The sequence below is a fragment of the Microvenator marinus genome (assembly GCF_007993755.1).
GTDB classification, from domain to species: domain Bacteria; phylum Myxococcota_A; class Bradymonadia; order Bradymonadales; family Bradymonadaceae; genus Allomicrovenator; species Allomicrovenator marinus.
In genome coordinates, this window is record NZ_CP042467.1 from 767,485 (window position 1) to 791,779 (window position 24,295).

18 protein-coding genes are annotated in these 24,295 nt (G+C 54.8%); 7 read left to right on the forward strand and 11 right to left on the reverse strand.

Translation table 11 applies throughout. From position 1 onward, the window contains the following. Positions 1-19: 19 nt before the first annotated feature. From FRD01_RS03265 to FRD01_RS03280, 4 genes are read left to right on the forward strand one after another with little or no spacing between them, the layout of a single operon-like run. Positions 20-1,513 (forward strand): helix-turn-helix domain-containing protein, encoded by a 1,494-nt coding sequence (locus tag FRD01_RS03265; protein ID WP_146957611.1) that lies wholly within the window; start codon positions 20-22, stop codon positions 1,511-1,513. 47 nt (positions 1,514-1,560) lie between these two features. Beyond that, complete coding sequence (locus FRD01_RS03270) at positions 1,561-1,833, forward strand: bromodomain-containing protein (protein WP_146957612.1); 273 nt, start codon at positions 1,561-1,563, stop codon at positions 1,831-1,833. 1 nt (position 1,834) lies between these two features. Next, positions 1,835-2,773: an RluA family pseudouridine synthase gene (locus FRD01_RS03275; protein WP_249755963.1), complete on the forward strand. Its 939-nt coding sequence runs from the start codon at positions 1,835-1,837 to the stop codon at positions 2,771-2,773. Next, positions 2,770-4,491: an ABC1 kinase family protein gene (locus tag FRD01_RS03280; protein ID WP_146957616.1), complete on the forward strand. Its 1,722-nt coding sequence runs from the start codon at positions 2,770-2,772 to the stop codon at positions 4,489-4,491. Before FRD01_RS03275 ends, FRD01_RS03280 begins: the two co-directional genes overlap by 4 nt. Here FRD01_RS03280 and FRD01_RS03285 read toward each other — a convergent pair whose 3' ends face one another. Genes FRD01_RS03285 through FRD01_RS03295 form a run of 3 tightly spaced genes read right to left on the reverse strand, consistent with a single transcriptional unit; the run spans position 4,492 to position 10,355 of the window. Then, on the reverse strand, positions 4,492-8,862 hold the full coding sequence (locus FRD01_RS03285; protein WP_146957618.1) for a serine/threonine-protein kinase: 4,371 nt from the start codon (positions 8,860-8,862) through the stop codon (positions 4,492-4,494). Positions 8,863-8,866: 4 nt separating this feature from the next. Continuing rightward, the gene (locus tag FRD01_RS03290) at positions 8,867-9,400 is read right to left on the reverse strand and encodes a tRNA (cytidine(34)-2'-O)-methyltransferase (protein ID WP_146957620.1); all 534 of its coding nucleotides are present in this window, start codon (positions 9,398-9,400) and stop codon (positions 8,867-8,869) included. Between the two features lies 1 nt (position 9,401). Beyond that, on the reverse strand, positions 9,402-10,355 hold the full coding sequence (locus FRD01_RS03295) for an endonuclease/exonuclease/phosphatase family protein (RefSeq protein ID WP_146957622.1): 954 nt from the start codon (positions 10,353-10,355) through the stop codon (positions 9,402-9,404). A 134-nt stretch (positions 10,356-10,489) separates the two neighbouring features. Between FRD01_RS03295 and FRD01_RS03300 the strand changes: the two genes are divergently transcribed. After that, positions 10,490-12,346: a Vgb family protein gene (locus tag FRD01_RS03300; RefSeq protein ID WP_146957624.1), complete on the forward strand. Its 1,857-nt coding sequence runs from the start codon at positions 10,490-10,492 to the stop codon at positions 12,344-12,346. Here FRD01_RS03300 and purL read toward each other — a convergent pair. The 8 genes from purL to FRD01_RS03350 all read right to left on the reverse strand — a co-directional run bounded on the left by purL (position 12,339) and on the right by FRD01_RS03350 (position 22,359). Then, positions 12,339-14,519, reverse strand: coding sequence for a phosphoribosylformylglycinamidine synthase subunit PurL (gene purL, locus FRD01_RS03305; protein WP_146957625.1), 2,181 nt, complete (start codon positions 14,517-14,519; stop codon positions 12,339-12,341). The two genes, FRD01_RS03300 and purL, sit on opposite strands and share 8 nt — an antisense overlap. After that, the gene (gene purQ / locus FRD01_RS03310) at positions 14,516-15,217 is read right to left on the reverse strand and encodes a phosphoribosylformylglycinamidine synthase subunit PurQ (RefSeq protein WP_146957627.1); all 702 of its coding nucleotides are present in this window, start codon (positions 15,215-15,217) and stop codon (positions 14,516-14,518) included. The genes purL and purQ overlap by 4 nt, the downstream gene beginning before the upstream one ends. A gap of 2 nt (positions 15,218-15,219) precedes the next feature. Beyond that, positions 15,220-15,462 (reverse strand): phosphoribosylformylglycinamidine synthase subunit PurS, encoded by a 243-nt coding sequence (purS, locus tag FRD01_RS03315; protein ID WP_146957629.1) that lies wholly within the window; start codon positions 15,460-15,462, stop codon positions 15,220-15,222. Continuing rightward, a complete protein-coding gene (purC, locus tag FRD01_RS03320) occupies positions 15,455-16,171 on the reverse strand; it encodes a phosphoribosylaminoimidazolesuccinocarboxamide synthase (RefSeq protein ID WP_146957631.1) in 717 nt (238 codons plus the stop codon). The genes purS and purC overlap by 8 nt, the downstream gene beginning before the upstream one ends. A 9-nt stretch (positions 16,172-16,180) precedes the next feature. Further along, positions 16,181-17,479, reverse strand: coding sequence for an adenylosuccinate lyase (purB, locus tag FRD01_RS03325; RefSeq protein ID WP_146957633.1), 1,299 nt, complete (start codon positions 17,477-17,479; stop codon positions 16,181-16,183). A gap of 37 nt (positions 17,480-17,516) precedes the next feature. After that, positions 17,517-19,718 (reverse strand): protein kinase domain-containing protein, encoded by a 2,202-nt coding sequence (locus FRD01_RS24140; protein WP_249755964.1) that lies wholly within the window; start codon positions 19,716-19,718, stop codon positions 17,517-17,519. Positions 19,719-19,844: 126 nt separating this feature from the next. Further along, a complete protein-coding gene (locus FRD01_RS03345) occupies positions 19,845-20,351 on the reverse strand; it encodes a hypothetical protein (RefSeq protein ID WP_146957637.1) in 507 nt (168 codons plus the stop codon). A gap of 148 nt (positions 20,352-20,499) precedes the next feature. Next, positions 20,500-22,359: a protein kinase domain-containing protein gene (locus FRD01_RS03350; RefSeq protein ID WP_146957638.1), complete on the reverse strand. Its 1,860-nt coding sequence runs from the start codon at positions 22,357-22,359 to the stop codon at positions 20,500-20,502. 114 nt (positions 22,360-22,473) lie between these two features. Here FRD01_RS03350 and FRD01_RS03355 point away from each other — a divergent pair, with 114 nt between their 5' ends. Both FRD01_RS03355 and FRD01_RS03360 read left to right on the forward strand, forming a co-directional pair. Next, the gene (locus FRD01_RS03355) at positions 22,474-23,553 is read left to right on the forward strand and encodes a 3'-5' exoribonuclease YhaM family protein (protein WP_249755965.1); all 1,080 of its coding nucleotides are present in this window, start codon (positions 22,474-22,476) and stop codon (positions 23,551-23,553) included. Beyond that, positions 23,550-24,290 carry a PspA/IM30 family protein gene (locus FRD01_RS03360; RefSeq protein WP_146957642.1) on the forward strand — a complete coding sequence of 247 codons (741 nt, stop codon included), beginning with the start codon at positions 23,550-23,552 and terminating at the stop codon, positions 24,288-24,290. The genes FRD01_RS03355 and FRD01_RS03360 overlap by 4 nt, the downstream gene beginning before the upstream one ends. Positions 24,291-24,295 lie beyond the last annotated feature (5 nt).

The following is a 24,295-nucleotide window of genomic DNA, read 5'->3' on the forward strand; positions in this document are numbered from 1 at the left end:
TACTTGATTTGAGATTATTGTGAACACTTTGGGCCCTCCCGCACATTCCGAACGACCTCGCATCGCCGCATTTGGTGGGGCAAAGGGCGGAGTTGGTCGAAGTACCGTGTGCTCCGAAATTGCGCGTTCTCTGGCTCGCTCAGGATCGCGAGTCCTTTGTATTGATGCCTCTTTGGATTATCCCTCGCTCAATACTCAACTCCACGCCGAAGAATTGAGGCTGGATTTGCAGCGGGTGCCTGCCCTCGGGACCAAAGATGCCCACATCGCGGATCTCATCGTCGAGACAGGGTACCGAAATGTGTGGCTTGCCCAGATAAGCCCTGCCCAAAAACATCCTTTCGTTCGAGGTATCGAAACCGCGGATGAGATCATGGCCCAGGTTCACGAACTCGATTTCGACTGGGTTTTCATCGACCTGCCCCCTGGCTGCGACACATTTCCAGTCTCATTTTTCATCGCAGCAGACGTGCCTATCCTGGTTTCATCACCCGAGCCGGCGGCGATTCGAGCCACGACCCAATTTTTGCGCGCCTCTCTCTACCAGGCCATCGGCTTTCACCCACGCGCTTTTGACCTGCAAGACGACCTCTTGGACACGCTCGATGACCAACGCATTGACCTCAACCGAGAGTCATTCCTGCGTGCCGCACCGTCTGCCGAAAGCCGGAAAGTCGTCGTCGAGACGCTTGAGCGATTTGAGACCTATCTGATCGTGAACATGGTCAGAGAGGGTGCCGAACGCGACCTTGGACACGTGTTGAGCCACGCACTCTTTGTGGCGCTTGGCACCTTTCCTCGCTATCTGGGCTCGGTCGACTTCGAAGATCGCCGGTGGTTCTATAACCGCCGAACGGCCGGCCAAACCTCGTCCACACGCGGCGAGGAGGCTCTTTCCTCGGATATCGAGCACCTTGCCCGTTATATCAACGACTTGAGACCCATCGACCTCAAATACCCTCGTCCAGCCCCGAGATCGCAGGAGGCGCACCCCGCGCTTCGCATCGGTCTTGCCCAAGAGACAGGCCGAAACGAGATTCGACAAGCCTGCCGAAGACTCTGGGAGGGCTATCGTCGCGAAGCCAGTATTTCCCTGGTCTTCAGCGATCCGGAGCGTCGGCTACAGGTCGCCGACCAGCTCGAAAACACCTATCGAAACATACTCACGCTGCAGTCCGAACCCGTTACCAAACAGGAAATAGAGTCGGCTGGCCGCGATGAAGAACTTCGAGAAAAGAAACCTACGCCTGCGGATGAGTCAGGCGGAATCAAGAAGCCGGCCGCGGGTAAGCTGATCTCATCCTTAAGGCGGCAGCGACAAATGACGCTCCAAGAACTTAGTCTTCGCTCCCATATCGGCCTCAAGTACCTCGCTGCGATAGAATCTGGGGACCTCAATGTGCTTCCGAGGCAGGTCTATCTTCGCGGCTATTTGCGCGAGATTTCACGCGTCTTTGGTGTAGAGCCGGACGAGCTAATCGACCAATATTTTCGCTTCTTGGATGAACCCTGATATGTTAGCGTTTCCTTACGGAAACACCTCCATTTCTAGAGATTCTCATGTCACGTATTTCTGACGAAAAGAAAGCCGCCCAACGCGCTCGAGTTATCGCCTCGGATATGACCATCTATCCAGATATCCAAAAGAAGATCGAAAACGGCATCCGCAACGATAATCTTTTCCAAGAACTCGAAGGCATCATGAACGAGGCTAGGACTCACTTCGCGACCTATGTCAGCGACGAGATTCTCAACGATACCAATATCCTTGAGAAAGCCTTTATCGACATCGTTTTCGCTAACTACGGCCACATCGAAAGCCCAATGTGGTGATGTGAAAACCGTCGTATTTGAGTTCGAAATCGAGGACGACGCTGGAAAACGACTTGATGTTTTTCTGGCGGAACAAGACGACCCTCCGATTTCACGCTCGCAAATCAAGAAAGCCATCGACGGGGGAGACATTCGAGTCAACACCACTCGTGTGAAGGCCGGATATACTCTGCGCGAAGGCGACCTTGTAGTCTGGGAATACGCACCGCCAGTCGCCCCAAATCTCGAACCAGAGGATATCGACCTTGAGATTCTTTACGAGGACGCCGATCTTGCAGTGGTGAACAAGCCCCACGGTATGGTCGTGCACCCAGCACCAGGCCATCCTAGCGGTACCTTGGTCAACGCCCTGCTCTACCATTTCAAAGACTTGCCCGGAGTCGGTGGGGTGTTGCGCCCTGGCATCGTACATCGCATCGACAAAGACACCTCCGGCGCGCTGGCCATCTCGAAATCCGACGCAGGGCATCAGCACTTAAGCGCACTCTTTAAAGCCCATACGATAGCGCGCGAGTACCATGCGCTGGTTTTCGGGCCCGGACTCGAAGAACGCGGCACCATCAAGACGCTTTATGGCCGAAAGCCCAATGACCGAATTCGCTACTCCTCGAAAGTCGAGAGTGGAAAGGTCGCGATCACCCACTACGAGGTTGCCGAGAGATTCCACAATGGTGTCTGCCTCGTGGTTTGCCGCCTTGAAACGGGTCGAACCCATCAAATACGCGTGCATCTTTCAGACATCAATGCCCCTCTTCTTGGAGACCAAGTCTACGGCGGAAAAGCAGCGTCGCAGTGTAAGCTGATCTCACGCCAAGCCCTTCATGCGAAAACTCTGGGTTTCCCAACGCTCGATGGTGCCGACATTCTCTCTGAGGCATCATATCCAGCGGACTTTTCGGAAGCGCTTGAAGCCCTTAGAGCAGGCAAGGATTGGCGATGAGTAAGAGCTCAAAACGAGGAGTTTTCAAAGGCGCACTCCACGACGCGCGGAGATTGCGTGAAATCGCGTTCGTGCTCAGCAAACACGGTTTCAAAGAATTAACACGTGGCCTCGGACTCGACTCCTACGTCTCTGACTACGACGAAACTGACTCCGCGAGCGAAGCTCCGCTCGCCATTCGCGTGCGACGTGTTTTCGAGGACCTGGGCCCAACTTACATCAAGATGGGCCAGATTCTGAGCACACGTCTCGACCTCTTGCCTCCCGTCTACATTCAGGAGCTCCAAAAACTTCAGGACCGTGCTCCGAGTGTCCCATTCGAGGAAGTCGCAGCGCATATCGAATCGGAATTCGGCCAACCTCTAGACAAACTCTTCTCCGAGTTCGATGCCGAGGAGATCGCGACGGCGAGCATGGCTCAGGTTCATCGCGCGACGCTCTTTGACGGCCGAGAGGTCGTCGTCAAGGTGCAGCGTCCCGGCATTGCCCCCATCATTCGAAGCGACTTGGCCATTCTCTACTATCTTGCGAGGATCGGCGAGGCAACCATTGATGAAATCGGACTCTTCAATCCGGTCGCTATCGTCAAGGAGTTCGAGCGCGCGATCATTGAAGAACTAAACTTCATGGGTGAGGCTTCAAACAACGAGCGCGCGCGCCTTAACGCCGTAGACATCCCCGAGGTGCTCATACCCGAGGTTATTGCCGAGTTTACAACTCCGACGATCATCACGCAGACCTACGTCGACGGCCACAAACTCTCGACTATTGAAATCGACTCCTACCGCGCACAACGGCTGGCCACGATCGCCATGGAGGCCGCATTTCAACAGATATTTGTGGACGGGTTCTTTCACGGTGACCCACACCCGGGAAATATGCTCGTCACCGAAGATGACCGCGTAGCTTTCCTAGACTGGGGCCTTGTCGGGCGCCTTTCACGCGGTCAACAAGACGAACTTGTAGACCTTATCATCTCCGTCATCACCGACGATATCGACGGCATCACGCGCACCGTGTTGCGCATGGGATACCCTGATAAGCGCGTCAACTTGAGGCGGCTTCGCAGAGATATCTCCAAGGTCCGCGATACACATCTAACGCGGAGTCTGAGCGAAATGGATCTTTCGTCACTGATGGAAGATATCATGGAGATTGCGCACGAGCACCGAATCCATATCAACCCCGAGTATGCGCTCGTCACCAAATGTACAGCCACGGTGGAAGGCATCCTGAGGTCCGTGTACCCATCTTTGGATATCATCGGTACGCTCCGCCCGTTTGCTGAAAGACTATTCAAAGAGCGATACTCGGCAGAGCAACTCATGAAGCGCGGTTTGGTTACACTTACCAGCCTGAATCACCTGCTCAAAGATGTTCCGATGCAGTTTGACCAGGTCCTCATGGACCTCGAGGCCGGTGATATCCGCGTCAACGTGGCACATCCCTCGCTCGACCAACATCTCTCGGCCGTAAACGTGCTCGGCAGCCGCATTTTCCTTGGATTTCTCGCAGCAGGTTTCATCGTCGCAAGCTCTGTGCTGATCTCGACGTTTGATTGGAGACCCTGGGATATCCCACTTCTAGCGATTTTGGGCCTTTTGGGATTCTCGACGGCCATGATTCTGAGCTTCGCTGCGCTCGCCTGGCACTTTACTCAGGGCGGACTCAAGAAAGTTCGCGTGGGCCCCATTTTGAAGTTCTTTCGGCGAAAATAGTCAGTCGAGCACAACTTTGGCCACCGAGAGAATCTGCCGATTGATGTTCCGGTTCATGAAGAGAGATTTTTGTTCTTCATCGTTCAAGTAATCTCGCCGGTGCAAGAGGACCTCGCGCGAGCGAGTAAGCGCTTGGCGTCTCTCGGTTTGAAACTCCTCTTCATCCGGCAGAATCTGGGAGTGCTGAAAGAGAATTTCTTCCATCGCATAGATTTCGCCGTCGTCGATCAGTCCGAGCGCGCGCCGCGAATGCTCGATCGCGTTGTCGCGCTGACCTAAAAGCTTAAATGCCCGCGCCATCAACATTTCGGAAGCAGCAATTCCCCAGGTCATCTCAGCGCCCTCGGAGCGCTCCAAGGCATCCTCTGCCTGCATAAGCGCGATTCTGGCTTGCTCGCTATGCCCAGAACTCAGATTCACCTGCGCCAAGAGCAAGGTCGCGTGAACGCTCAAATAGACATTTGGAATGGAATCCGCGAGCCTGAGCCCTTCGTGCAACGATTGCTCGGCCTTAGACCACTCCTGCGTCTCCACATAACAAGCGCCGAGCGTGATGAGCCCATCGGCAAGCACAGCATGAGAGTTGGTCTTTCTGGCGAGGTAGTTTCCGCGCCGCGTAATCGTGACGGCTTCTTCGGTCGCACCGCGCAAGAGATGGGCATGGCCCATGTTGATCAAAAGCCCGGCCTCCTCGCGCACATGGCCAAGCTGTCTAGCTTCATCGAGCGCGGCCTGATATTTCGCAAGCGCCTGCGAGAAGCGCCCCAGATACGCAAGGCTCACACCCAGACTTGAGAGCAGGCTCCGCCTTTCGCGCCGAAGCCCTTGCTCCTGCGCAACCTCAAGCCCCTTCTCAAATGCCTCAAGTGCGCGTTGGTGATGGCCTGATTGCCGATGTAGCACCCCAAGTTGGTTCCAAGCGCGCACGAGGTTGGTCGCGAGGTGTCCATCTTTTAGCGACTCCAGAGCCTCCTGCACGTGGCTCAGCGCCTCATCTCTACTGCCCTCACTGGACCTAATCTGTGCCAGGACCAAAAGCACACTCGTCTGAAGCTCGAGCAAAATCTCGGGTTCATCGATGTCTGCAAGAGTGCTTTCCACCTTTTCAAGCCAATCTTTGGCGCGCCTCAACTCAGATTGATCGAACTCAAAATTGGCGAGGTCCAATTGGACCTTCGCAAGACCCAGCGCGTCTTGACGCGTCTTGGCCAGCATCTCGAGTTCCCTCAACGCATCACCAAGGCTATCTCGATTCCCGAGCTCCGCCAGCGCCCTGGCCTTAACAGTCAAAGCATCAAAGTAGAGCTTGCTCTGAGGTGGCACACGCTCGAGGACCTTCTCACTCAAGCGAATCGACTCCGCCGCCCCAAACTGGTCGAGCGCAGACGCAGCCGCTTCAAAATAGTACTCGACCGATTTGTCAGTCTCCCCGGCTCCGTCAAAGTGGCGAGCGATGAGCGCGTTTGAATAGAGCGCCCTGCTCTCGCCGGACTCAAGCAGGTGTTTTGCGAGTCGACGGTGCAGCTCCACAGCTTCTTCGGGAACGAGCCCCAAGGCTGCTACATCCTGTGTGAGCGCATTACAGAACCGAAACTCTTGTTCTTCAAAAGACTTAGCATCCTGAGCGTCCAGCATCAGCAAGAGTTCACGGTCGACAAGAGCCTGCACTTCTAAGAGTGAGTCTTCATCGAGTACGAGAGCCGCCTCTGCACCCGTAAACGGTGACCAGAGCAAGGCCAGACGCTGCAATGCCGTCTTTTCGTTGAGTTCAAGACGGTCAATTCTGGCACGAATCAGACCATCCACGTTGCTCGGAATCCAATGCCCACCATCGCCATTTGAGAGATCCGCCTGAGCCTTAAGAAGGCCTCGATCTCTTAGAACCTCAACGACTTCCTTTATGAAGAGTGGGTTTCCACCGGAGCGCCTGAGAATCTCCTCCTCGAGCTTTGGGTCTTCAATTCGGTGGTGCTTTAGAACTTCTCGCACCAGGAGCTCGGACTCGGACTCGCCCAGCTCATTTAGGGCCTCGGTCCAGACAAATTTTGCGGCCAAAAGCTCGTCCCAAGTCGCCTCTCCCTCAATGAACGAGGGGTCGAGCGCCAGCACGAAGACTGCGGGTGCGGCTTGCGTCGAGTTGAAGAAACCCACGCCAAACTCGACCGTCATCGAATCCAGATGATGCGCATCGTCAATTGCGATAACCAGCGGCATTTTCTCCGCAAACCTATTCAAAAGCTTACGAATCGAGAGAAAAATGCGGTTCTTGCGCTCATCTGGGTCCAGGGTCTCAAAACCCGAATCGGCGAACCTGATGCCGAAAAGAGAGCCTACCGAGTGAATGATCACGCCTCGCTCAGCCTCATTCTCATCGGCGAAGAGCGCGTTAATCCGAATCGATAGCGCATCGCGAAGCGCTCTAAGGTCGTCTCTTGGCCCAAGCCTCAACATCTCAGATAGCAATCCCGCCATCGCCCCCAGTGGAACGTCACGCTCATAAGGAGGAACCACCCCTCTCAAGACGCGCACAGCGCGGTCATCGAGGCCCTTTAGAAATTCTTCAAGCAGCGTTGATTTACCAAGGCCAGGCCCACCCTGAAGCACGACCGCCCCTGCGCGTTTGTCGAGCTGTATCTGGCGATATCGCTCGCGAACCTCTTTCAGAATCAGTTCACGACCATAAAAGCCATGATAGGCGCGGCGCACCTCGGTGATCTTGTCTTCTTGAGATTTAGGTTCGATCAGTCGATACGCCTGCACATTGAGCGGCGTAGCGCCTTCTTCCTCCTGATAAGAAAGACTATCGACCTTATCACACCGAAACTCGCGCTTGATCCGTCTGAAAATCTGACCACCGAGGAGAATCTCGCGGGCCATCGCAACCCGGGCGAGTCGGTCCGCGAGCTCGTGAGAAGAGCCGAAGAACGACCAGGTGAACCGCCTCCCGGTCTTGTCGACCTCCTGCTCGAGCACCACATCGCCCATCGCAAGACCGATGCTCAGATTCAGCGGGCTCACAAGGCTTGGGTTCATCCCCGCAACCGCCTCGTGGAGGTCCATGGACACTCGCACCGCACGTTCAGCGTCGTTCTCACTCGATACAGGAATCCCAAAAATCAGCGTAAAACCATCTTCGTTGACTCGATGAACGATGGCTTCCTTTTTATACGCAATCGAATCTACAATCCGCGTATACTCTTGAAGGACCTGCAACCATCGGTCTTGACCGAGCGTTTGACGAAGCGAAAAGAGCCCCTGCACATGCCCGGAGACGATGACACACTCCTTGCGCTCCCGCAGATGGGAGTCCGGAACTCCCTCATCGGCAATCCGTGTCACGGGCGTGTTGCTGGTCTGTACCATGGTGCCGCCAGTCGCCGTACGTTGCGCTCCCGGCACGGTACGTACCAGGCTCCCCGTGGCTACGGCAGTCGACTGATGGTCGCCCTTGCCCTCCAAATAAGGCTCCAAACCCGTCAGGTAGGTCGCGAGGGTCAACGAGTCGTGAATCTCGTCAAGCCCGTAAAGAATCTTCGTCAGGTCAAGCTGCACATCTCGTGCGCTCTGCGGACGCTCATCTGGCTGCTTCGCAAGAATCCGGTAAAGCAAAGCCTCTAAAGCCTCCGGGATCTCTTCGTTTAAACTCCGAATGTCCGGTACCACCGCAGACTTCACAAGACTCAATGTCTCTTCCTGAGTCGTGTGCTTGAAGAGTGGACGGCCACATACAAGCTCGAAAAGAAGCACGCCCAGGCTGAAGATATCGCTGCGATGGTCCACCTTCCATCCCGAGGCCTGCTCAGGGCTCATGTAGCTGAACTTGCCCTTGACGACGTGCGGATTTTCGTCGCTGACGCTCGAAGCCTTCGCGATTCCAAAATCGACGATTTTTACGGTTCCATCGCGTGAAACAAGCACGTTCTGAGGACTGATATCGCGATGCACAATATTGAGCGGTGATCCGAAATGGTCGCTTCGCCGGTGCGCGTAATCCAAGCCCTTGGCAATCTCGGCCACCAGGAAAATGGCATCTCCAAGTGCGATAGGACGCCCTGATTTTCTGCCACCCGAAACAATATGTGCGACGTCAGCCCCGTCCACAAACTCCATGGCCAAGAAGTACGTCTGTTCAACCTTTCCGAAATCGTAGATCTGCACGATATTCGGATGGTTGAGGTCCATGGCGATCTTGGCCTCCGAGATGAACATCTCCACAAATCGACGATTGCTCGTGTACTCCGGCAAGATGCGCTTGATGACAAGAATCTTCTCCAGCCCTTCAGCGCCAAAACTCTTCGCCAGAAAGACCTCAGCCATTCCCCCTACGCCGATTTTCTCTATCAGCTCGTATTTGCCGAACGACTTTTCCAACGGTTCACTTCGCCTGCAGTGGGGTAAACGATAATTGCCGCAGCGCCTCGTAGGTCACGATGGCGCACGCGTTAGAAAGGTTTAGGCTGCGCACCTTATCCGTGGTCGGAATCCTCAGAAGTCTATCCTCGTAGTCCTTCAAGATTTGGTCGGAGAGCCCTTTTGTCTCACAGCCGAAAATCAAGACCGACCCTGGTAAAAACTCTACCTCTGTATACGGATGAGAGGCCTTTTTACTCAAAAAATGAAGCCTGTTTCTGGGGAATCGCTCGGCGAGCGACTCAAACGAAGGATGCACACAGAGCCTAACGTGCGGCCAGTAGTCGAGCCCTGCCCGCTTGAGATACCGATTCTCCAACTCGAAGCCCAGAGGTTCTGTCAGGTGCAACCAGATATTTGTCCCAGCGCAAAGCCGGCCAATATTCCCCGTATTTCCGGGGATTTCGGGTTCCACCAGCACGATGTGTAATCCCTTATCTTCGTCGCTTCCCCAGTGTTCCTCGGGTGGAAGCACCCTGAACCCTTCGTGTTTCGGCATTTCAATCAACCATCAAAAAAGTAGCGCCAACCGCGGCATGGTCTGAGCCACCAAATCCACCGCCGGCATCCAAAAACTGCTCCAGCGTCCCCTCGTCATAAGCGCCTCCGCCATTCTCGGCCAAAATCAGATGGTCGATATGTTGACGCTGCGAATTGAACTGATACGACCAAAAATCGGTCTCCGTCAGCAAATTCAAAGCCGGGTCTGAAACCACGGGACTCAAGGTATCGGAATCAGGTGTGTCATTGAGGTCCCCGCCCCATACCACCAGGGCGTCCGGAAATTCTGCGGCGGTACTCTTCACGATGGTACGTCCAGCCTCCGCCTCTGCGATTCGTCGGCCCGGGTCATCATCGCGTTGTGACCGGAAATGTGATGAGAACAAAACCACTCGCTCTCCATCCACATCGACATGGACTTCCAAAAACTCACGAGCAAATGAAGTTCTACTACCATCCGGACGATAGATTGGATTCTCGCGATGGGTCCTAGTCTCGATGAACTCCCCACGACTCAAGACAACCACATCAAGACTTGCCGAAGTCCCGATTTCTCCCATGACTGCCACTTCAAATGGCACCTCAAGCGCACCCTGAATCGCGTCCATGACGGTTTCATTCTCAATCTCTTGCAGAAGGACCGCGTCGGCATTCATTTCTTCGATCGAAGACACCACTTGGGAGAGCTTGAAGTCGAATTCGGCCTGGCTCTTCTGATCTTCGAATGAATTTGCCCCACAATTATTGGACTGACACACCGTGTCGAAAAAACGCTGCGTGTTGAAGGTCACCACTTTGAACCGGGGACCATCCGGCGTCCCCATATCTTCAACGGGCTCATCAGAATCCGGAAAATCCAAGTCCGGAGTATCAACGGGCGTTGTGCCCTCGGTTCCATCGCCACACGCGGTGGCCAAAAACGAGAGCACCAAAATCCAAGAAATTCTTTGCATGAGACCTTCCTTCTTCGGGGCGAATACTCCATGTTTCTGCCTTTTGATGCAACGGTGCATCGACCACTAATCGCTTTGTGAATGGAATCAAAAACGGGTACACTTGCCTACATGGTTTATACGGGAGGCCAGAAATGAAGAAATTGGCTATATTTACAGCCCTCGCGGCACTCACACTTTGGGGTTGCGACTCGGAAGTCACGACGAATCAGGGCGACAACAACGCTCAACCAAATAACATCGATCCGAACAACACCTCGGCACAAAACAATCCGCAGTGTCTGCAGAACTCCGATTGCGCCAGCGGGCTATGCTCGCCCCAAGGCACCTGCATTGGAAATGGCAACACCACCAACAATGCTGAATGCACCGAAGGAGTCTTCAACGCTGAGTGCGGAAACTGCGACCCGAACTGCGTCAAAAACGGCGTCGGCAGCCCTGACAATCCGTTCAATCTGGATAATAACGGCAATGACGATGAGTCGTCTCAAGGTGTCGTGCTCGACCCTAACGGCGGCATTACTATCGATATTCAGCGCGTAGAAGCCCAGTTCATCTGGATTTCGAACACGGGCGAAGGCACGGTTTCGAAATTTGACACCCGCACGTTCGAAGAAAAGGGTCGCTACTTCACAGGTCCTTCTGGCGCCGGAAACGACCCATCACGCACCTCCGTCAACACCTTCGGAGACGTGTTCGTCGCCAACCGAAGTGGCATGACGGTCAGCAAGATCTCAGCACTCGGAGAAGGATGCCCAGACACCAACGGCGACGGCGTAGTTACGACCTCCTCGGGCTCTGATATCTTGCCATGGGGACAAGATGATTGTGTGCTTTGGAACGTAGCCCTTAACGGCGGCGGAGTTCTTCGTGCCGTGGCGGCTCAAGACGTAAGGGCATCTGACGACACCCTGCAACCCGCCGTTTGGGTCGGTGGTTGGTCAGGACGCGTCTGGAAGCTCTCGAGCGATACCGGTGCAGTTCTCGTCGACACCGCTTCCCCGGTGAGCACCTACGGCTTCGCGCTCGATGGGCGTGGCAACCTCTGGATTTCCGGGTGGACCGATAACGCCATCGGCCGAATCAACACGAACCTATGCCTCACAACAGATTCCTGTGCTGACCCGGTTTGTGACTCAAATGGCGATGGAAGCGGCGACGCCTGCGTCAAAGAGAGAATCGCTATCGGCTACTCGCCGTATGGAATCACGGTGGACTTCAACCAACGCGTTTGGGCCGGTGGGCAGAATATCTTGCGCTACGACCCTCAAGCCGCAGCAGGAAGCCGAATCGTCTCGGCACCTGCCTCGTTCATCCACGGCATCGCTGCGGACGATAAGGGCTTCATCTGGGCCGCTGCGATGACCACCGGTGTGGTCCGTTATAGCGCGGACGACCCTACCCAAAGCGTCGCCGTGCCCGACACGCAATTTAGCTCGAAGGGTATCGCCGTGGACTTGGACGGAAAGGTTTGGTCCATCAATCTCTCAAACTCAAGCGCCACCGTGGTCGTGCCGGGGCCAACGCTCAACGACCATACCGCCACAACACCCATCACTAATCTCGTTTCCCCATATACCTATTCGGACATGACGGGCTCTCAGCTTCGCTTTGCAACGAATGAAAGAGGCTTCTACCGCCGTATCTTCGAAGGATGCGATAACTCCAACAGCGCTGGAATTGAGACAGATTGGCAAGAGCTTCGATGGACGGCACAAACGCCTGGCGCATCGTCCATCACATTCCGCGCTCGCGGCGCAAACTCGACCACGGCTTTGACTACGGCAGAGTGGATCGACCTCGCGACTGTGCCACCTACGACATCACCCTTCGACCTCGCTGCTGCCCTTGCGGCCGCCAACCTCGACGGTGTTCGATACGTAGAGCTCGAAGCGTCGCTAACAGCCGTGCGTGACGCGTCAAACAACGTGTCCGCCCCTGTGCTTCAAACGATGGAAGTTACCTACTCATGCCCGGTAATTCTTAACTGAGGCCCTTGAGACCACTCTCGTGAGCCGCTTCCAAGGCAGACACTGCCACTTCTCCATGCCCGCTCACCCTAAGGACTGGCGCATGGATAACTCGCCCAAGCACCTCAAACTCAATCTGGTGCCGTTGGGCTAGTCCCTTGATATCAGCCAGGGAATCGGGATCAAAGCTCAAGGCAATGCGGCTGGCGCTCTCTCCAAATGCCACATCCGTCAGCTCTCCGTCCGGCAACGCGACCTCTAGTCCCAGTTTAGAACCCAACGCTTTTTCAGCCAGACAAACCAAGAGTCCACCTTCTGAACAATCATGGGCTGAATTCACGTACCCCAGAGAAATCGCCTCGATAATGAACGCCTGCAGCCTCGCCTCGCGCTCCAAATCGATCTTTGGCGGCATGCCCTCAAACGCACCCTTGAGGCGTTGATACTCGCTGCCCCCGAACTCGCCAGGGAGCGTCACGCCTACCAGAGCCACAAGGTCGTCTACTGTCCGAACTCGCGAGCCGCACGTGATGAAGGACTCAGACTCGAACGCCCCAACGCAACCGAGCGTCGGTGTTGGAAAAATATCCTTTCCGGCAGACGCGTTGTAGAGGCTAACGTTCCCACCGACGATGGGGGCATCTAGCGCCAGACACGCCTCGGCCATGCCTCGAATCGCCTCCGCAAACTCCCACATGATTTCCGGGTTTGTGGGATCGCCAAAATTGAGACAATCCGTGGTCCCAAGAGGCTTTGCCCCTGTACACGCCACATTTCGCGTGACTTCGGCCACGGCGAGCTTGGTGCCTTCGTAAGGATTGAGGTAGACGAAACGACTATTGACGTCGACGGCCGCGGCGATGGCACGATTCGTACCAGGAATCCGCAGAACTGCTGCATCGGCACTCCCCGGCCCAAGTACGGTTCCAAGCCCCACCATATGGTCAAACTGCTCGTAAATCACTCGGCGAGAGCAAATATTTGGCGCACCTAAGAGCTGGACCAAGTCGCCAAAGAGGTCCGCTGTAGGCTCCACCTTTGCGGGTTGAGCCTCGCGGATCCGCGCCGGCTCGGATTGTGGTCGATCGTAGACCGGTGCCGATGACGTCAGCACACTCACCGGTAAATCGCACTCCACCTTGCCATGGTGCACGACTTCAAAACGCCCGGTATCGGTGACCTCTCCAATTTTTGCCCATTCGAGTTCCCACTTGGAGAATACGCGACCGACCTCCTCTTCGCGCCCCTGCGCAATCACAACGAGCATCCGCTCCTGGGACTCACTGAGAAGAACCTCGTACGCGTTCATTCCCTCTTCGCGCATCGGAACATCTTCGATGACCAATCTGAGACCGGTTCCTCCGCGGTCCGCCATTTCGACCGACGAGCTCGTCAATCCCGCAGCCCCCATGTCCTGAATCCCGATAATCGCGCCGGTCTCCATCAACTCAAGACACGCCTCGATGAGCAATTTCTCACGGAATGGGTCACCAACCTGGACCGTCGGGCGTTTGTCTTCAGACCCTTCGTCAAATTGCTCGCTAGCCATGGTCGCGCCGTGAATACCGTCGCGGCCCGTTCCAGCCCCTACGTAAAAGACCGGATTTCCAGGCCCCGTCGCACTTCCCTTGAAGATGCGGTCGATCTTCGCGACACCCACGGTAAATACGTTCACCAGGATATTGCCGTTGTAGCAGTCGTCGAAATAGACCTCACCCCCAACGGTCGGAACGCCAACACAATTGCCATAACCCGCGATTCCACCGACAACGCCATGAAAGAGGTGTTTCGTCTTCGGGTGATTGATATTCCCAAAGCGCAGACTGTTCAGATTGCCGATGGGTCGAGCCCCCATCGTAAAGACGTCGCGCAGAATACCACCCACACCTGTCGCCGCACCTTGATACGGCTCAATGAAGCTCGGGTGATTATGGCTCTCCATCTTGAAAATCGCGGCGAGCCCGCCACCGATATCCACAGCACCAGCGTTTTCACCGGGCCCTTGAACCACCTGAGGACCGGTAGTCGGCAACTTCTTGAGGTGAACGCGACTCGACTTGTACGAACAATGCTCGCTCCACATCACACTTAAGACGCCGAGCTCGCACAACGAAGGCTCCCGCCCCAACTCATCCAAAATGCGCTGGTACTCGTCGGCGCTCAAACCGTGTTCTTTGGCTAGTTCCTCCATCATCGAACACCTCCACTTCCCCAGCCGACAAAAGATTCAAAGATTGCGCGACCATCTTCACCTCCCAATATCAACTCGGAGGCGCGCTCAGGATGGGGCATCATACCCACTACATTTCCACTTCGGTTCGAGATTGCTGCGATATTGCCCAAACTGCCATTGGGGTTAAACGCATCGCCAACCTCACCAATCGAGCTCGAATAGCGCATCACGATCTGATCGTTGTCCTCAAGGCTCTTAAGTTCATCTTCGCCCACGGTGTAATTTCCTTCAGCATGCGCAATCGGAAGGTTTAAAATCGTGCCGCGAGGAAGCCCACGAGTTGCCGAAGAACGCGACGTCTCCACGCGAACATCAACGCGCTTGCACACAAACTTCAGGCTCCGATTGTGCAGCATCGCCCCGGGAAGCAAGCCACTCTCAAGCAAGATCTGAAAACCGTTACAGATTCCGACCACCGCACGCCCCGTGCTCGCGAGCCGCCGCACCTCATCCATGATGGGACTCAGCTTTGCCATGGCTCCACAGCGAAGATAATCGCCATAAGAGAACCCGCCCGGTATAACCACGCCATCAAACCCCTCGAGGGAGGTTTCTCGGTGCCAAACACCCACAGCTTGGACGCCCAACACGCTATTGAAGATATGGAGGCAATCTCGGTCACAATTAGAGCCGGGAAACACGATAACCGCGATTCGCATGACTACTCCTCGATCTCGACGACGTAATCTTCGATCACTGGATTTACCAATAACTCACGGCACATCTTCTCAACCTGCGCCAGGATCTCCTCAGAGGTCCCGCTTTCAAAATGCAGGTCGATAACCTTGCCGACCTTCACCGACTTGACCTGATGACCTAGACGCTCAAGACCGCCTTCAACCACCTTTCCTGCGGGATCAAAGACGCCTTTACGGTTGTGAATCAATACTCTCGCTCTAGGCATGCTCTCCTCCAATTGTAATTCCAAGCCGGTCAACCACCTCGCGATAGCCAACCATGGGGTCTCCAAGGTCGCGCCGGAAGACGTCTTTATCCAGCCGTCTGCCACTTTCGGTCTCCCAAATTCTACAGGTGTCTGGACTGACCTCATCACCTAAGAGCAGTTCTCCAGACTCGTCGAAACCGAACTCAAGCTTAAAGTCCACCAGCGTCAAGCCCGCCTCGTTGAACCAAGGCCCAAGAACCGAGTTGACCTGAAGCGCTCTTGTTTTCAGCTCGGCTAGTGTTTCCTCGGAACAGATTCCGAGCACAAAGACATGTGAATCGCACACCAAGGGGTCTCCGAGATCGTCTCGCTTAAAGTAGGTCTCTACGATCGGAAACTTCAGCGTGACGCCCTCTTCGAGCCCTAGTCTCTTTGAAAGACTGCCCGCGACCACATTACGAACCACCACCTCAAGAGGTACAATCTTTAACCGCTTGATTCGCATATCTCGCGCGTTCTCAAGACCCATGAAATGAGTCGATATCCCCGCACTCTCTAACTTCAAGAAGGCAGCCGCGCTCATTGCGGCGTTGATCTCTCCCTTTCCTTCGAGTTCGGCTTTTTTCTGACCATTAAACGCTGTGGCAGAATCCTTGAATCGCTGAATAGCCACGTCGGGCTCAGCAGTAGGAATGATCTGTTTGGCTTTGCCCTCATATTCGATCATGAGCGAACCTCAATGTGAGAAAACTCGTTGAAAAATCTCTTCGACGCGTCGCAGGACGTGCTCCAAATCGAAACACTGGTTTAGCTCTTCTTGGGTGATTCCATCTTTAAACTCTTCAGCCTCGAGTGCGAGCTCCTCAAATCTTTGGTCATTTTCGAAAGCGCGCATCGCCACTGCCTGAACCTTGGCGTAGGCCGCCTGCCGAGAATCACCGTTCTGAATCAACTTGAGTAAAATGCCCTGGCTGAAGATCAAACCACCACTGAGCTCGAGATTGCGCTTCATTCGGTCGGGATAAATCACGAGGTCACGAACCACTCTCGTAAACCGATGGAGCGCAAAATCAAGGGTGACGGTGGCATCCGGTGCGATGACTCGCTCTACCGATGAGTGGGAGATATCCCTCTCGTGCCACAAGGCCACGTTTTCAAGAGCCGGCGTCACGTAGCCTCGCACTATCCGCGCAAGCCCCGTCACGTTCTCGCTCAAGATCGGGTTTCGCTTATGAGGCATCGCGCTCGACCCCTTCTGCCCCACATGAAACTTCTCTTCTGCTTCGCCCACTTCCGTGCGTTGCCAGTGCCGAATCTGCACCGAAAATTTCTCCAGGCTCGACGCGATCAAACCAAGGACACAAAAGAACTCGGCATGCCGATCTCTTGAAACCACCTGACTTGCGGCGAGTTCCGGATTGAGCCTGAGGACTTCGCATACGTGACTCTCGACTTCGATTGGGATCTGCGTGAAATTGCCGACTGGCCCCGAGATCTTTGCAGTATTGACGCTCTCGCGAGCAGCCTTAAGACGGATACGATGCCGACGCACCTCGTCGTACCACATGGCGAAGACAAGTCCGGCCGTCATCGCTTCCGCATGAATTCCATGCGACCGACCCACCATAGGCGTATGTTTGTGCTCCATAGCCCGGGCTTTGAGCGCCGCCATGAGGCCCTGGAGCCCTTCGTCCAAGAGATCCGATGCTTGGACTAGCTGGAGGGCAAAAGCTGAATCCAGAACGTCTGACGACGTCATTCCGTAGTGAATCCACCTGCCGTACTCCTCACCCACGCTCTCTTCGAGACTCTGCACAAACGCAGCCACGTCGTGGCGCGTAACTGCCTCAATCTCCGCAACTCTTGCGGGGTTTAAGACCGCATTCGCCTGGATGTGCGCTGCAGCCTCTTGGGGAACCACGCCCACTTTGGCCCAGCCCTCAACGGCCGCCAACTCAACCTCGAACCAACGTCTAAGCTTGGATTCCTCGCTCCAAATCTCAGCCATTTCGTTTCGACTATACCTTGGAATCATGCTCGCCTCCGGCTTGGCTTCCCCCTGCTCTTACAATTTATTCAGGGTCAGCGCAGCAACGAAACCCGATATCCCCAGCAGAGGACCCTGGCGCTTTGGCCGAGGAGTACTTGCAGCTGGCAACATCCTCGTCGCTCTCAAAGCTACCACCGGCAATTCGCTGCTCTTCAAGCCACTCGTGAACGTTACCGCTCATGTCGTAGGCACCTGAGCGAGAACGGCACTTTTTGGATGAACCCACCGCCTTTAGTGATCGTTCAAAGCCATCTTCGTCCGCTGTATTGCATGCCTCAGCGTCAAAGCTATTTCCGTATGGGTAGTTGCCGCCACAAGCTGAACGCCACTCACTAGACGCGCAAAGCCGCTTTCCCGAAGACGTACAGATTTTCTTGGCTTCGAACCAATTCACACGGGTTTTAGGTTTACCGGACCCTGGATATTCGTAGGTATCGATACACACATTGCCGGCCTTTCTTTTGACCAGCCTCATGCCTGACGGACACCCTGTTCCGTCCGACTTGGCCACGGGCTCAGCCTTTGCCACAGGCTCTACCTTGGCGGCAGGCTCTGTTTTAGCCGGCTCGACCTTCGCAGGCTCCTCAACTTTGGGCTCTTCTTTGGGTTCGGCTTTTTCTGCAACTTCCGGAGTCACTTCTGCGGGATTGGTCTCGGCTGGGTTGGTTTCAGTCGACTCAGTGTTTTGAGGCTCAACCGCCTCTGCCTGAGTGTTCACGGCCATTGCCACTGTATCAGACGCCTTTTCCGCAGCCTCAGCTATCTTTGGCGTCTCAGCCGCTTCAGGCGCCTCAACTTTGCCCTCTACCTTAGGCTCCACCTTGGCGATCTTCTCTTTTGAACCGAGCTGAACGGGCTCTTCCTTCTTCTGCCCGACATTGGCGGCGATCACACCTATCACGACCACCAACAAGACGATCCCGATCAGGAGTTTACCCATCCCGCTATCTTCTTGTTGGCCTGGAGGGGCACCAATCGCCGTTTGCGTGTGAGCGCGCTCCGAGCGCTCCTTCGGCGCTTCGGGTGGCTTCTCACGCGTTCGCGAGACCTCGGTCGTAGGCAAAACGTCCATAATTTCGGCGTCTCGACTGTATTCGACCGTAGAAAGCGACTCTTCGTCTACCGAAAGTTCCTCGCGCTTTGAGGCTTTCTCCGAGTTGGCCGGAGCCTTTGGAGCTGGAGGCGGCCCAGGAGGTGCCGGTGGCGGAGTTGAAGCCGCTGGAGCCCCCGGAGCAGGCGGTGGTGCAGGAGGTGCTGGTGGCGGTGCAAGCGGCGTGTGCACGCCCGAATCAAAGTCCTGAGAGCCAAGAGAACCAGTCTCCATCAAAGTGACGAGGTCCCGAGACATAGCGCTCAAGTCCGAATACCGCTCAAGAGGATCAAATGCAGTCGCGCGGCGGCAGATCGTGTCCAGGCCAGAAAGTTCGGAAGGTGCTGTGCCCGGCGTGTAGTCTGACCCGAAGACCATTTCACCCAGAATTATGCCCAAACTATAGACGTCCGCCTGAGCACCTGCCTCGACTTCTTCCGAATGCAGCTCTGGAGCGACGTAAGGACTCTGGGAGTCTTGATTCGCAATCCGAGCCACATCCAGCGAATTGAGAAGATAGAAGTCTGTGATCTTCAGCATATCTGGCATGAAGATCAGATTTTCGGGCTTCAAATTGCCATGCACAGACCCGCCAATGGCGGCCGCAATCTGACCCAGAATTGGCTCGACTTCGTCAACGCTGAAGCTCTCTCCTTTTGAGCGCCGCAAGCCCAACACCTTCCTAAGGCTCAAGCCCTCAAGGTATTGCATCGCGACCCAACCATGGTCCTTATGCATCCCACAATCGTGTATTCTCACCAGATTTGGATGGGTGCGGTTTCGCGCCGCGCGCGCGCCAGACAGAAATTTCTCGTGATGGAGCGGATTCAGCGTGAGTTCCTTCTTGAAGATCTTCAACGCAACATCGGCATCGATCTCTTCATCTCGAGCGCGATACACCTCACCAAAGGGTCCCTTACCTATCAACTCACCTAACGAATATCTCTCAGCTATCTTCTCGCCAGGAGGAAAGAGCTGGTCGTCCAGGCGTATGGCCTTGAGTTCTTGCGAGATTCGCAAGCCCTTCGATGACGCGATATCGAATCGTTTGACCGATTTGACTAAGTCAGCACCACAATTAGAACAGGTCGTGTCGGATGCCTCTACCGGGCTGCCGCATTGATGACAAAGCACTTGCGCTACTCCACTTATGGGCGAGCTACGCCCAATTTACCACTAAGCGCCACTGCCTTAGCAGATTGAACCCGCACCCGCAACCTGTGTGGACTTTGACTACCCGCGATGCGGGCGAGAAGAAAACTACTTGCGGCGCAATACGATGACGGTCTTGGCGAGCGCCTTTTGACCATAACCTCGGGAAAACACCATCAAGTACTTACGGTCAGGAGCAAATCGTTCCTTGGAGAGACGTTGATGCCCCGCCAAGATGTTGTGCTTGGCATTCTCGGGATAGAACGTGAACGTATCCACCAGCTGCTCTGTGCCCTTCACCGTCACATCGTAGAACGTAATCGAAGCCTGAAGCGTGCCCACTGGCTTCTTCAAAAAGGTCATGTACTCGAATTCCCAGTCTTTTTCGCCCGTGGCAAAAAGCTCATGAGTGTTGACCTTCTTCATGTGCTTAATCATCTCCTTGTCCGAGTCAAAACGACTGGGGAATCGCTTCTCACTGACGATGATTTTACCGCCCAATTTCTTTTCAGGGGACGCCATCGCGAGTTGAGGGAAGCTCAACATCATCAGGGTAATCCCAAGTAAAATGGTCATGAACGGGGAGAACGGCTTCGCGGTCGTGACGCTTCTCACTATCAACTCCGGGTCTGTTGGAACATTGTCTGGACGCAGTATAAAAGATTAATTGCGTCATAAACAATGATGAATTTCAAATGGTCGAAGAACTAAAAGGTCAAACGAAAGCACGTCCCTAATATTCAAGTTTTTTGGGAGAAATCTTTCAGTCGATCATTTTTGGAGGAAGCACACCGCCTGGGGCTTCGTCTGGCACTTCTTCAGACTCTTTCTCCGGCACCGGTTGATTTGCGACCTCGGGCTCCTTCGCGACCTCGGGCTCTTTCACAACCTCGGGCTCTTTCACAACCTCAGGCTCTTTCACAACCGCAGGCTCTTTCACAACCGCAGGCTCCTTCACGACCTCGGGCTTCTTCACAACCGCTGGTTTTTCGGGAGCGTTTGAGCCTTGAGGATCGTCAACTGGCTTTGTGGTAGGCACCTTAATCTGCCGCTCCTCACATCGGACCAATGGTCCCTCGATCATCGCTTTAAATCCCTGCGCGCCTTGATCCAGCGACTCAAGCATTTGCCGTGCGTGGCCACACTCCTCATTCCGAATATGCCCCAAGAAGTCAGTCTTAAACCGATCGTATTCGGCCAGTCGTTCAGCAGCCTCGGTCGCCCTAGCCCTCAAGTCAGAGAATTCCTGGGGAATGGATGTCGTCGAAGGCATCATACCTCGCGCACCTTCAACATCACCCTTCACCAAGAGCGCCTCAACATTCTCGAGCTTGGTCTCTATCTCCGTTCGAGAAACTTCAGTTTCGGGCGCAAGCGCATTCCAAGGAGACCACCAGATTAGCCCGCCAATCACCACCAAAGTGGCGATGATCAACATATTTCTCAGGTGCTTCGACTCACGATCCTCGGTGGCGGCCTCATACGGCCTCGAAATCTCCACGGAGTCCAAGACTCCCGGCGTCAAAGGGTCTTCCCATCCCGCCATCGTCTCGGCGTGCGGATCTGTCTCCTCGGCGTCATTGAAATCGCCGAGCATCACCGTATTTGCACGCACGGACTTAAAGATCTCTTGACTGGAATCCACACTAATCTTTGCCGTGGAACCCCCAGATGGAGACTGCAGCTCTTCGAGTGCCTCATAGAGGTCATCTGCGCTCTGGTAACGCTGACCGCGCTCTTTGTTCAAACACTTGAGGATCACCGCTTCTACCTTCGGTGAAAGGGATGAATTCAAGCCTGTTGGGCGAGGAGGTGTCTCATTGAGCTGCTTGTTCAAAACGATGAGCTTATTCTTGCCTCGAAACGGCAACTTCCCGGTCGACATGAAGAAAAGGATGATTCCCAAAGCGTAGATATCGCTTCGTGGATCCGCCACTTCACCGCGCGCTTGCTCGGGAGACATGAACTCCGGCGTACCAAAAACTGACCCAGTTTCCGTGGTCGGACCGTCCTCTTCATCCACGATCTTGGCGATCCCAAAATCCAGAACCTTCACCGCGAAACGTCCCCGCGCCGTCGGCGTCAGCATCACGTTATCCGGCTTTAGATCGCGATGAATCACGCCCTGAATGTGGGCCGCAGAGAGAACCTCGCAAATCTGCATGCCAACCTGAAGAATCTGAGCAGAGGTAAACTCGCCTAGCTCTTTCATCGTCTCCGCAAGGTTCTTGCCCTCAACGAACTCTGTGATGATGTAGAGCGTTCCATCCTCGTGCTGCCCATACTCAAGCAGTGTCACGGCGTTTGGATGATTCACCCGGCAATACGAGCGCGCTTCGTTCAAAAACCGGCCAACGATTCCCTCGTCATCGGCGAGCTTTCGGCTAAGAAACTTGATGGCAACCTTCTGACCGAGCGAATCGTTGATTCCAAGATAGACCTCGCCCATCCCGCCCTGCCCTATCTTACGCTCGATCCGATACTTCCCGCCGATCGTAACGCCGAGCAAACGGTCGTCCTCTTGAACCACCGACACCTCACTCAAAGCGGATGGCTGGTAGCTATCGGGCACCGACGTGTCCAACCCGCCCAACTTTGGCTCTCGTTCGTCCAACTCATCCAAGGGAAACCTCGATGCTCAATACAGGAACATTGTGCTCTAACTTCTCGAATCACTTCAATGGATCATTATCCAGAAAATCGCTACGCTTCACGCTTTAACATAGGGGTGCTTGGCGTGAAAAAGCGATTATTCGTGACTGATATTAACTTACCCGGTCACGTCCAAACTATATTCCTTCTGATGGGGTGGCGTCGAAAAATTAGTCGCGACCAGCAACCTTATCTCGAACTTCAACTCGCCGACCGAACCGGTCAGATCAAAGCGAGAGTCTGGCGAGACACTGAGCTCATCCAGGAGCGCCTCACGTCCAATTTTGTTGCCATTCGAGGGGAAGCCGAACCTTTTAAGGATTCCCTCGTCATCACGATTCATGACCTCGAAGCGATCGATCCTCAGTCTATCGAGCAAGCCGACTTCTTTGAGGCGTCTAGATGGAAGGCAGAATCACTACTCGCACAAATCGAAGACCTGATCGCAAACGAGATCAAGAGTGAGTGGATACGCTCCGTCTTGAGTTTTATCCTCGAAGATCAAGACTTGAGGGCGAAACTCTTGGCCGCGCCAGCCGCGAAGAAGAATCACCATGCCTATCGCGCGGGTCTACTAGAGCACGCGCTTTCCATGTCACGACTCGCCCTGAGAATTTGTGAACATTATGCCGCCTACTATCCCGGACTGCTCAATTCCGATTTAGTGGTGGCCGGGTGCCTACTGCATGATTTGGCCAAAGTCGAAGAACTGAGCTTTGCCGGCCCAACCGAGTACTCCACGAGAGGGAAGCTCGTCGGACACATTGCGATGGGGACCATGTGGTTGGAAACCGCGGCAAAAGAGATGTCACCTGCACCTCCGGCCGATCTCATTACAGAACTTCAGCACCTCGTTCTCTCGCATCACGGACGCCTCGAATATGGCTCCCCAATCCTTCCCCAAACCGCGGAAGCCTACCTCTTGCACCAAATCGACATGATCGACAGTCGCCTGAATCGACTCTTCGACGTGATGCCCAAAGAGCCTCATGCAGACGAAATTTGGAGCGATTGGGACCGTTCACTTGGTGGCTCGTTCCACTTCAGAGGCGAAAACTCCCGGAGTTGGGATTTACCGCACGCGGAACTCGACCTTGAAGGGCCGGGCAAATCGCGAGATAACGAACCTGGTCAAACGATGGACCTCTTCGGAGAAAAGAAATGAGCATATTGGACCGTTTAAACCTCCTTATCCGATCTGAACTCAATGAGATTTCGAGCCGAGATCGCTTCAGGTCTACGATGTCTGACGTCGAAAGCTCGCTGCGCGACGCTCGTCGCCAACAAATCGAGTTGAGAAAGGGAGAGCGACAACTCATCGAGGAGATCAAGAGTTCACGGCAAAAAGTCGACCTCTGGGAGCAGCGAGCGGTGCTCGCGCTAAAGGCCGGTGAAGAGGACCTCGCCCGCGAAGCCTTGGTCCAGAAGAACAAGACCCTCTCGGCAATCGAAAAACTCCGCGACCAACTCGACGATCAGCGGGCGTACCTCAAAGACATCACCCGAGCACTCGAGGCCTTGGAACTCAAACTACAGGGCACCCGCATGCAGTCTGACCGTCGAAGCACACCGAGCACTTCCGAGCAACCGCTCAACGACGAGTCAGCCTGGGACCGCGAGCTCAAGCGAAGGCTCGCCGCAAAGGGCGGTGACGTCCCTGAGATGGATTCTAGCGACGCGTCTTCGGTTTCCCCTGGAAACGAGCGCACGTTCAACGAGTTCGACCGTATGGCTGATAAGATCCGAGGGTTCGAGGCGAGTATCGAGGCGTTTCAGGAACTCTCGGTGGATGACATTGTGGATCCACGTCGCAAAGAACTTGAAAACGTCTTCAACCGGATGGAACGGCAAAAGAAGACGAACGACGACTTGGAAGACCTGAAAAAGAAGTTCGGAGGCTGATTCTT

What these genes read in the sequence shown, in the direction of transcription:
- FRD01_RS03270 (WP_146957612.1), top strand. Translation starts at nt 1,561, where the DNA reads ATGTCACGTATTTCTGACGAAAAGAAAGCCGCCCAACGCGCTCGAGTT.
- FRD01_RS03280 (WP_146957616.1), top strand. Translation starts at nt 2,770, where the DNA reads ATGAGTAAGAGCTCAAAACGAGGAGTTTTCAAAGGCGCACTCCACGAC.
- FRD01_RS03290 (WP_146957620.1), bottom strand. Translation starts at nt 9,400, where the DNA reads ATGCCGAAACACGAAGGGTTCAGGGTGCTTCCACCCGAGGAACACTGG.
- FRD01_RS03295 (WP_146957622.1), bottom strand. Translation starts at nt 10,355, where the DNA reads ATGCAAAGAATTTCTTGGATTTTGGTGCTCTCGTTTTTGGCCACCGCG.
- FRD01_RS03300 (WP_146957624.1), top strand. Translation starts at nt 10,490, where the DNA reads ATGAAGAAATTGGCTATATTTACAGCCCTCGCGGCACTCACACTTTGG.
- purL (WP_146957625.1), bottom strand. Translation starts at nt 14,519, where the DNA reads ATGATGGAGGAACTAGCCAAAGAACACGGTTTGAGCGCCGACGAGTAC.
- purQ (WP_146957627.1), bottom strand. Translation starts at nt 15,217, where the DNA reads ATGCGAATCGCGGTTATCGTGTTTCCCGGCTCTAATTGTGACCGAGAT.
- purS (WP_146957629.1), bottom strand. Translation starts at nt 15,462, where the DNA reads ATGCCTAGAGCGAGAGTATTGATTCACAACCGTAAAGGCGTCTTTGAT.
- purC (WP_146957631.1), bottom strand. Translation starts at nt 16,171, where the DNA reads ATGATCGAATATGAGGGCAAAGCCAAACAGATCATTCCTACTGCTGAG.
- purB (WP_146957633.1), bottom strand. Translation starts at nt 17,479, where the DNA reads ATGATTCCAAGGTATAGTCGAAACGAAATGGCTGAGATTTGGAGCGAG.
- FRD01_RS03360 (WP_146957642.1), top strand. Translation starts at nt 23,550, where the DNA reads ATGAGCATATTGGACCGTTTAAACCTCCTTATCCGATCTGAACTCAAT.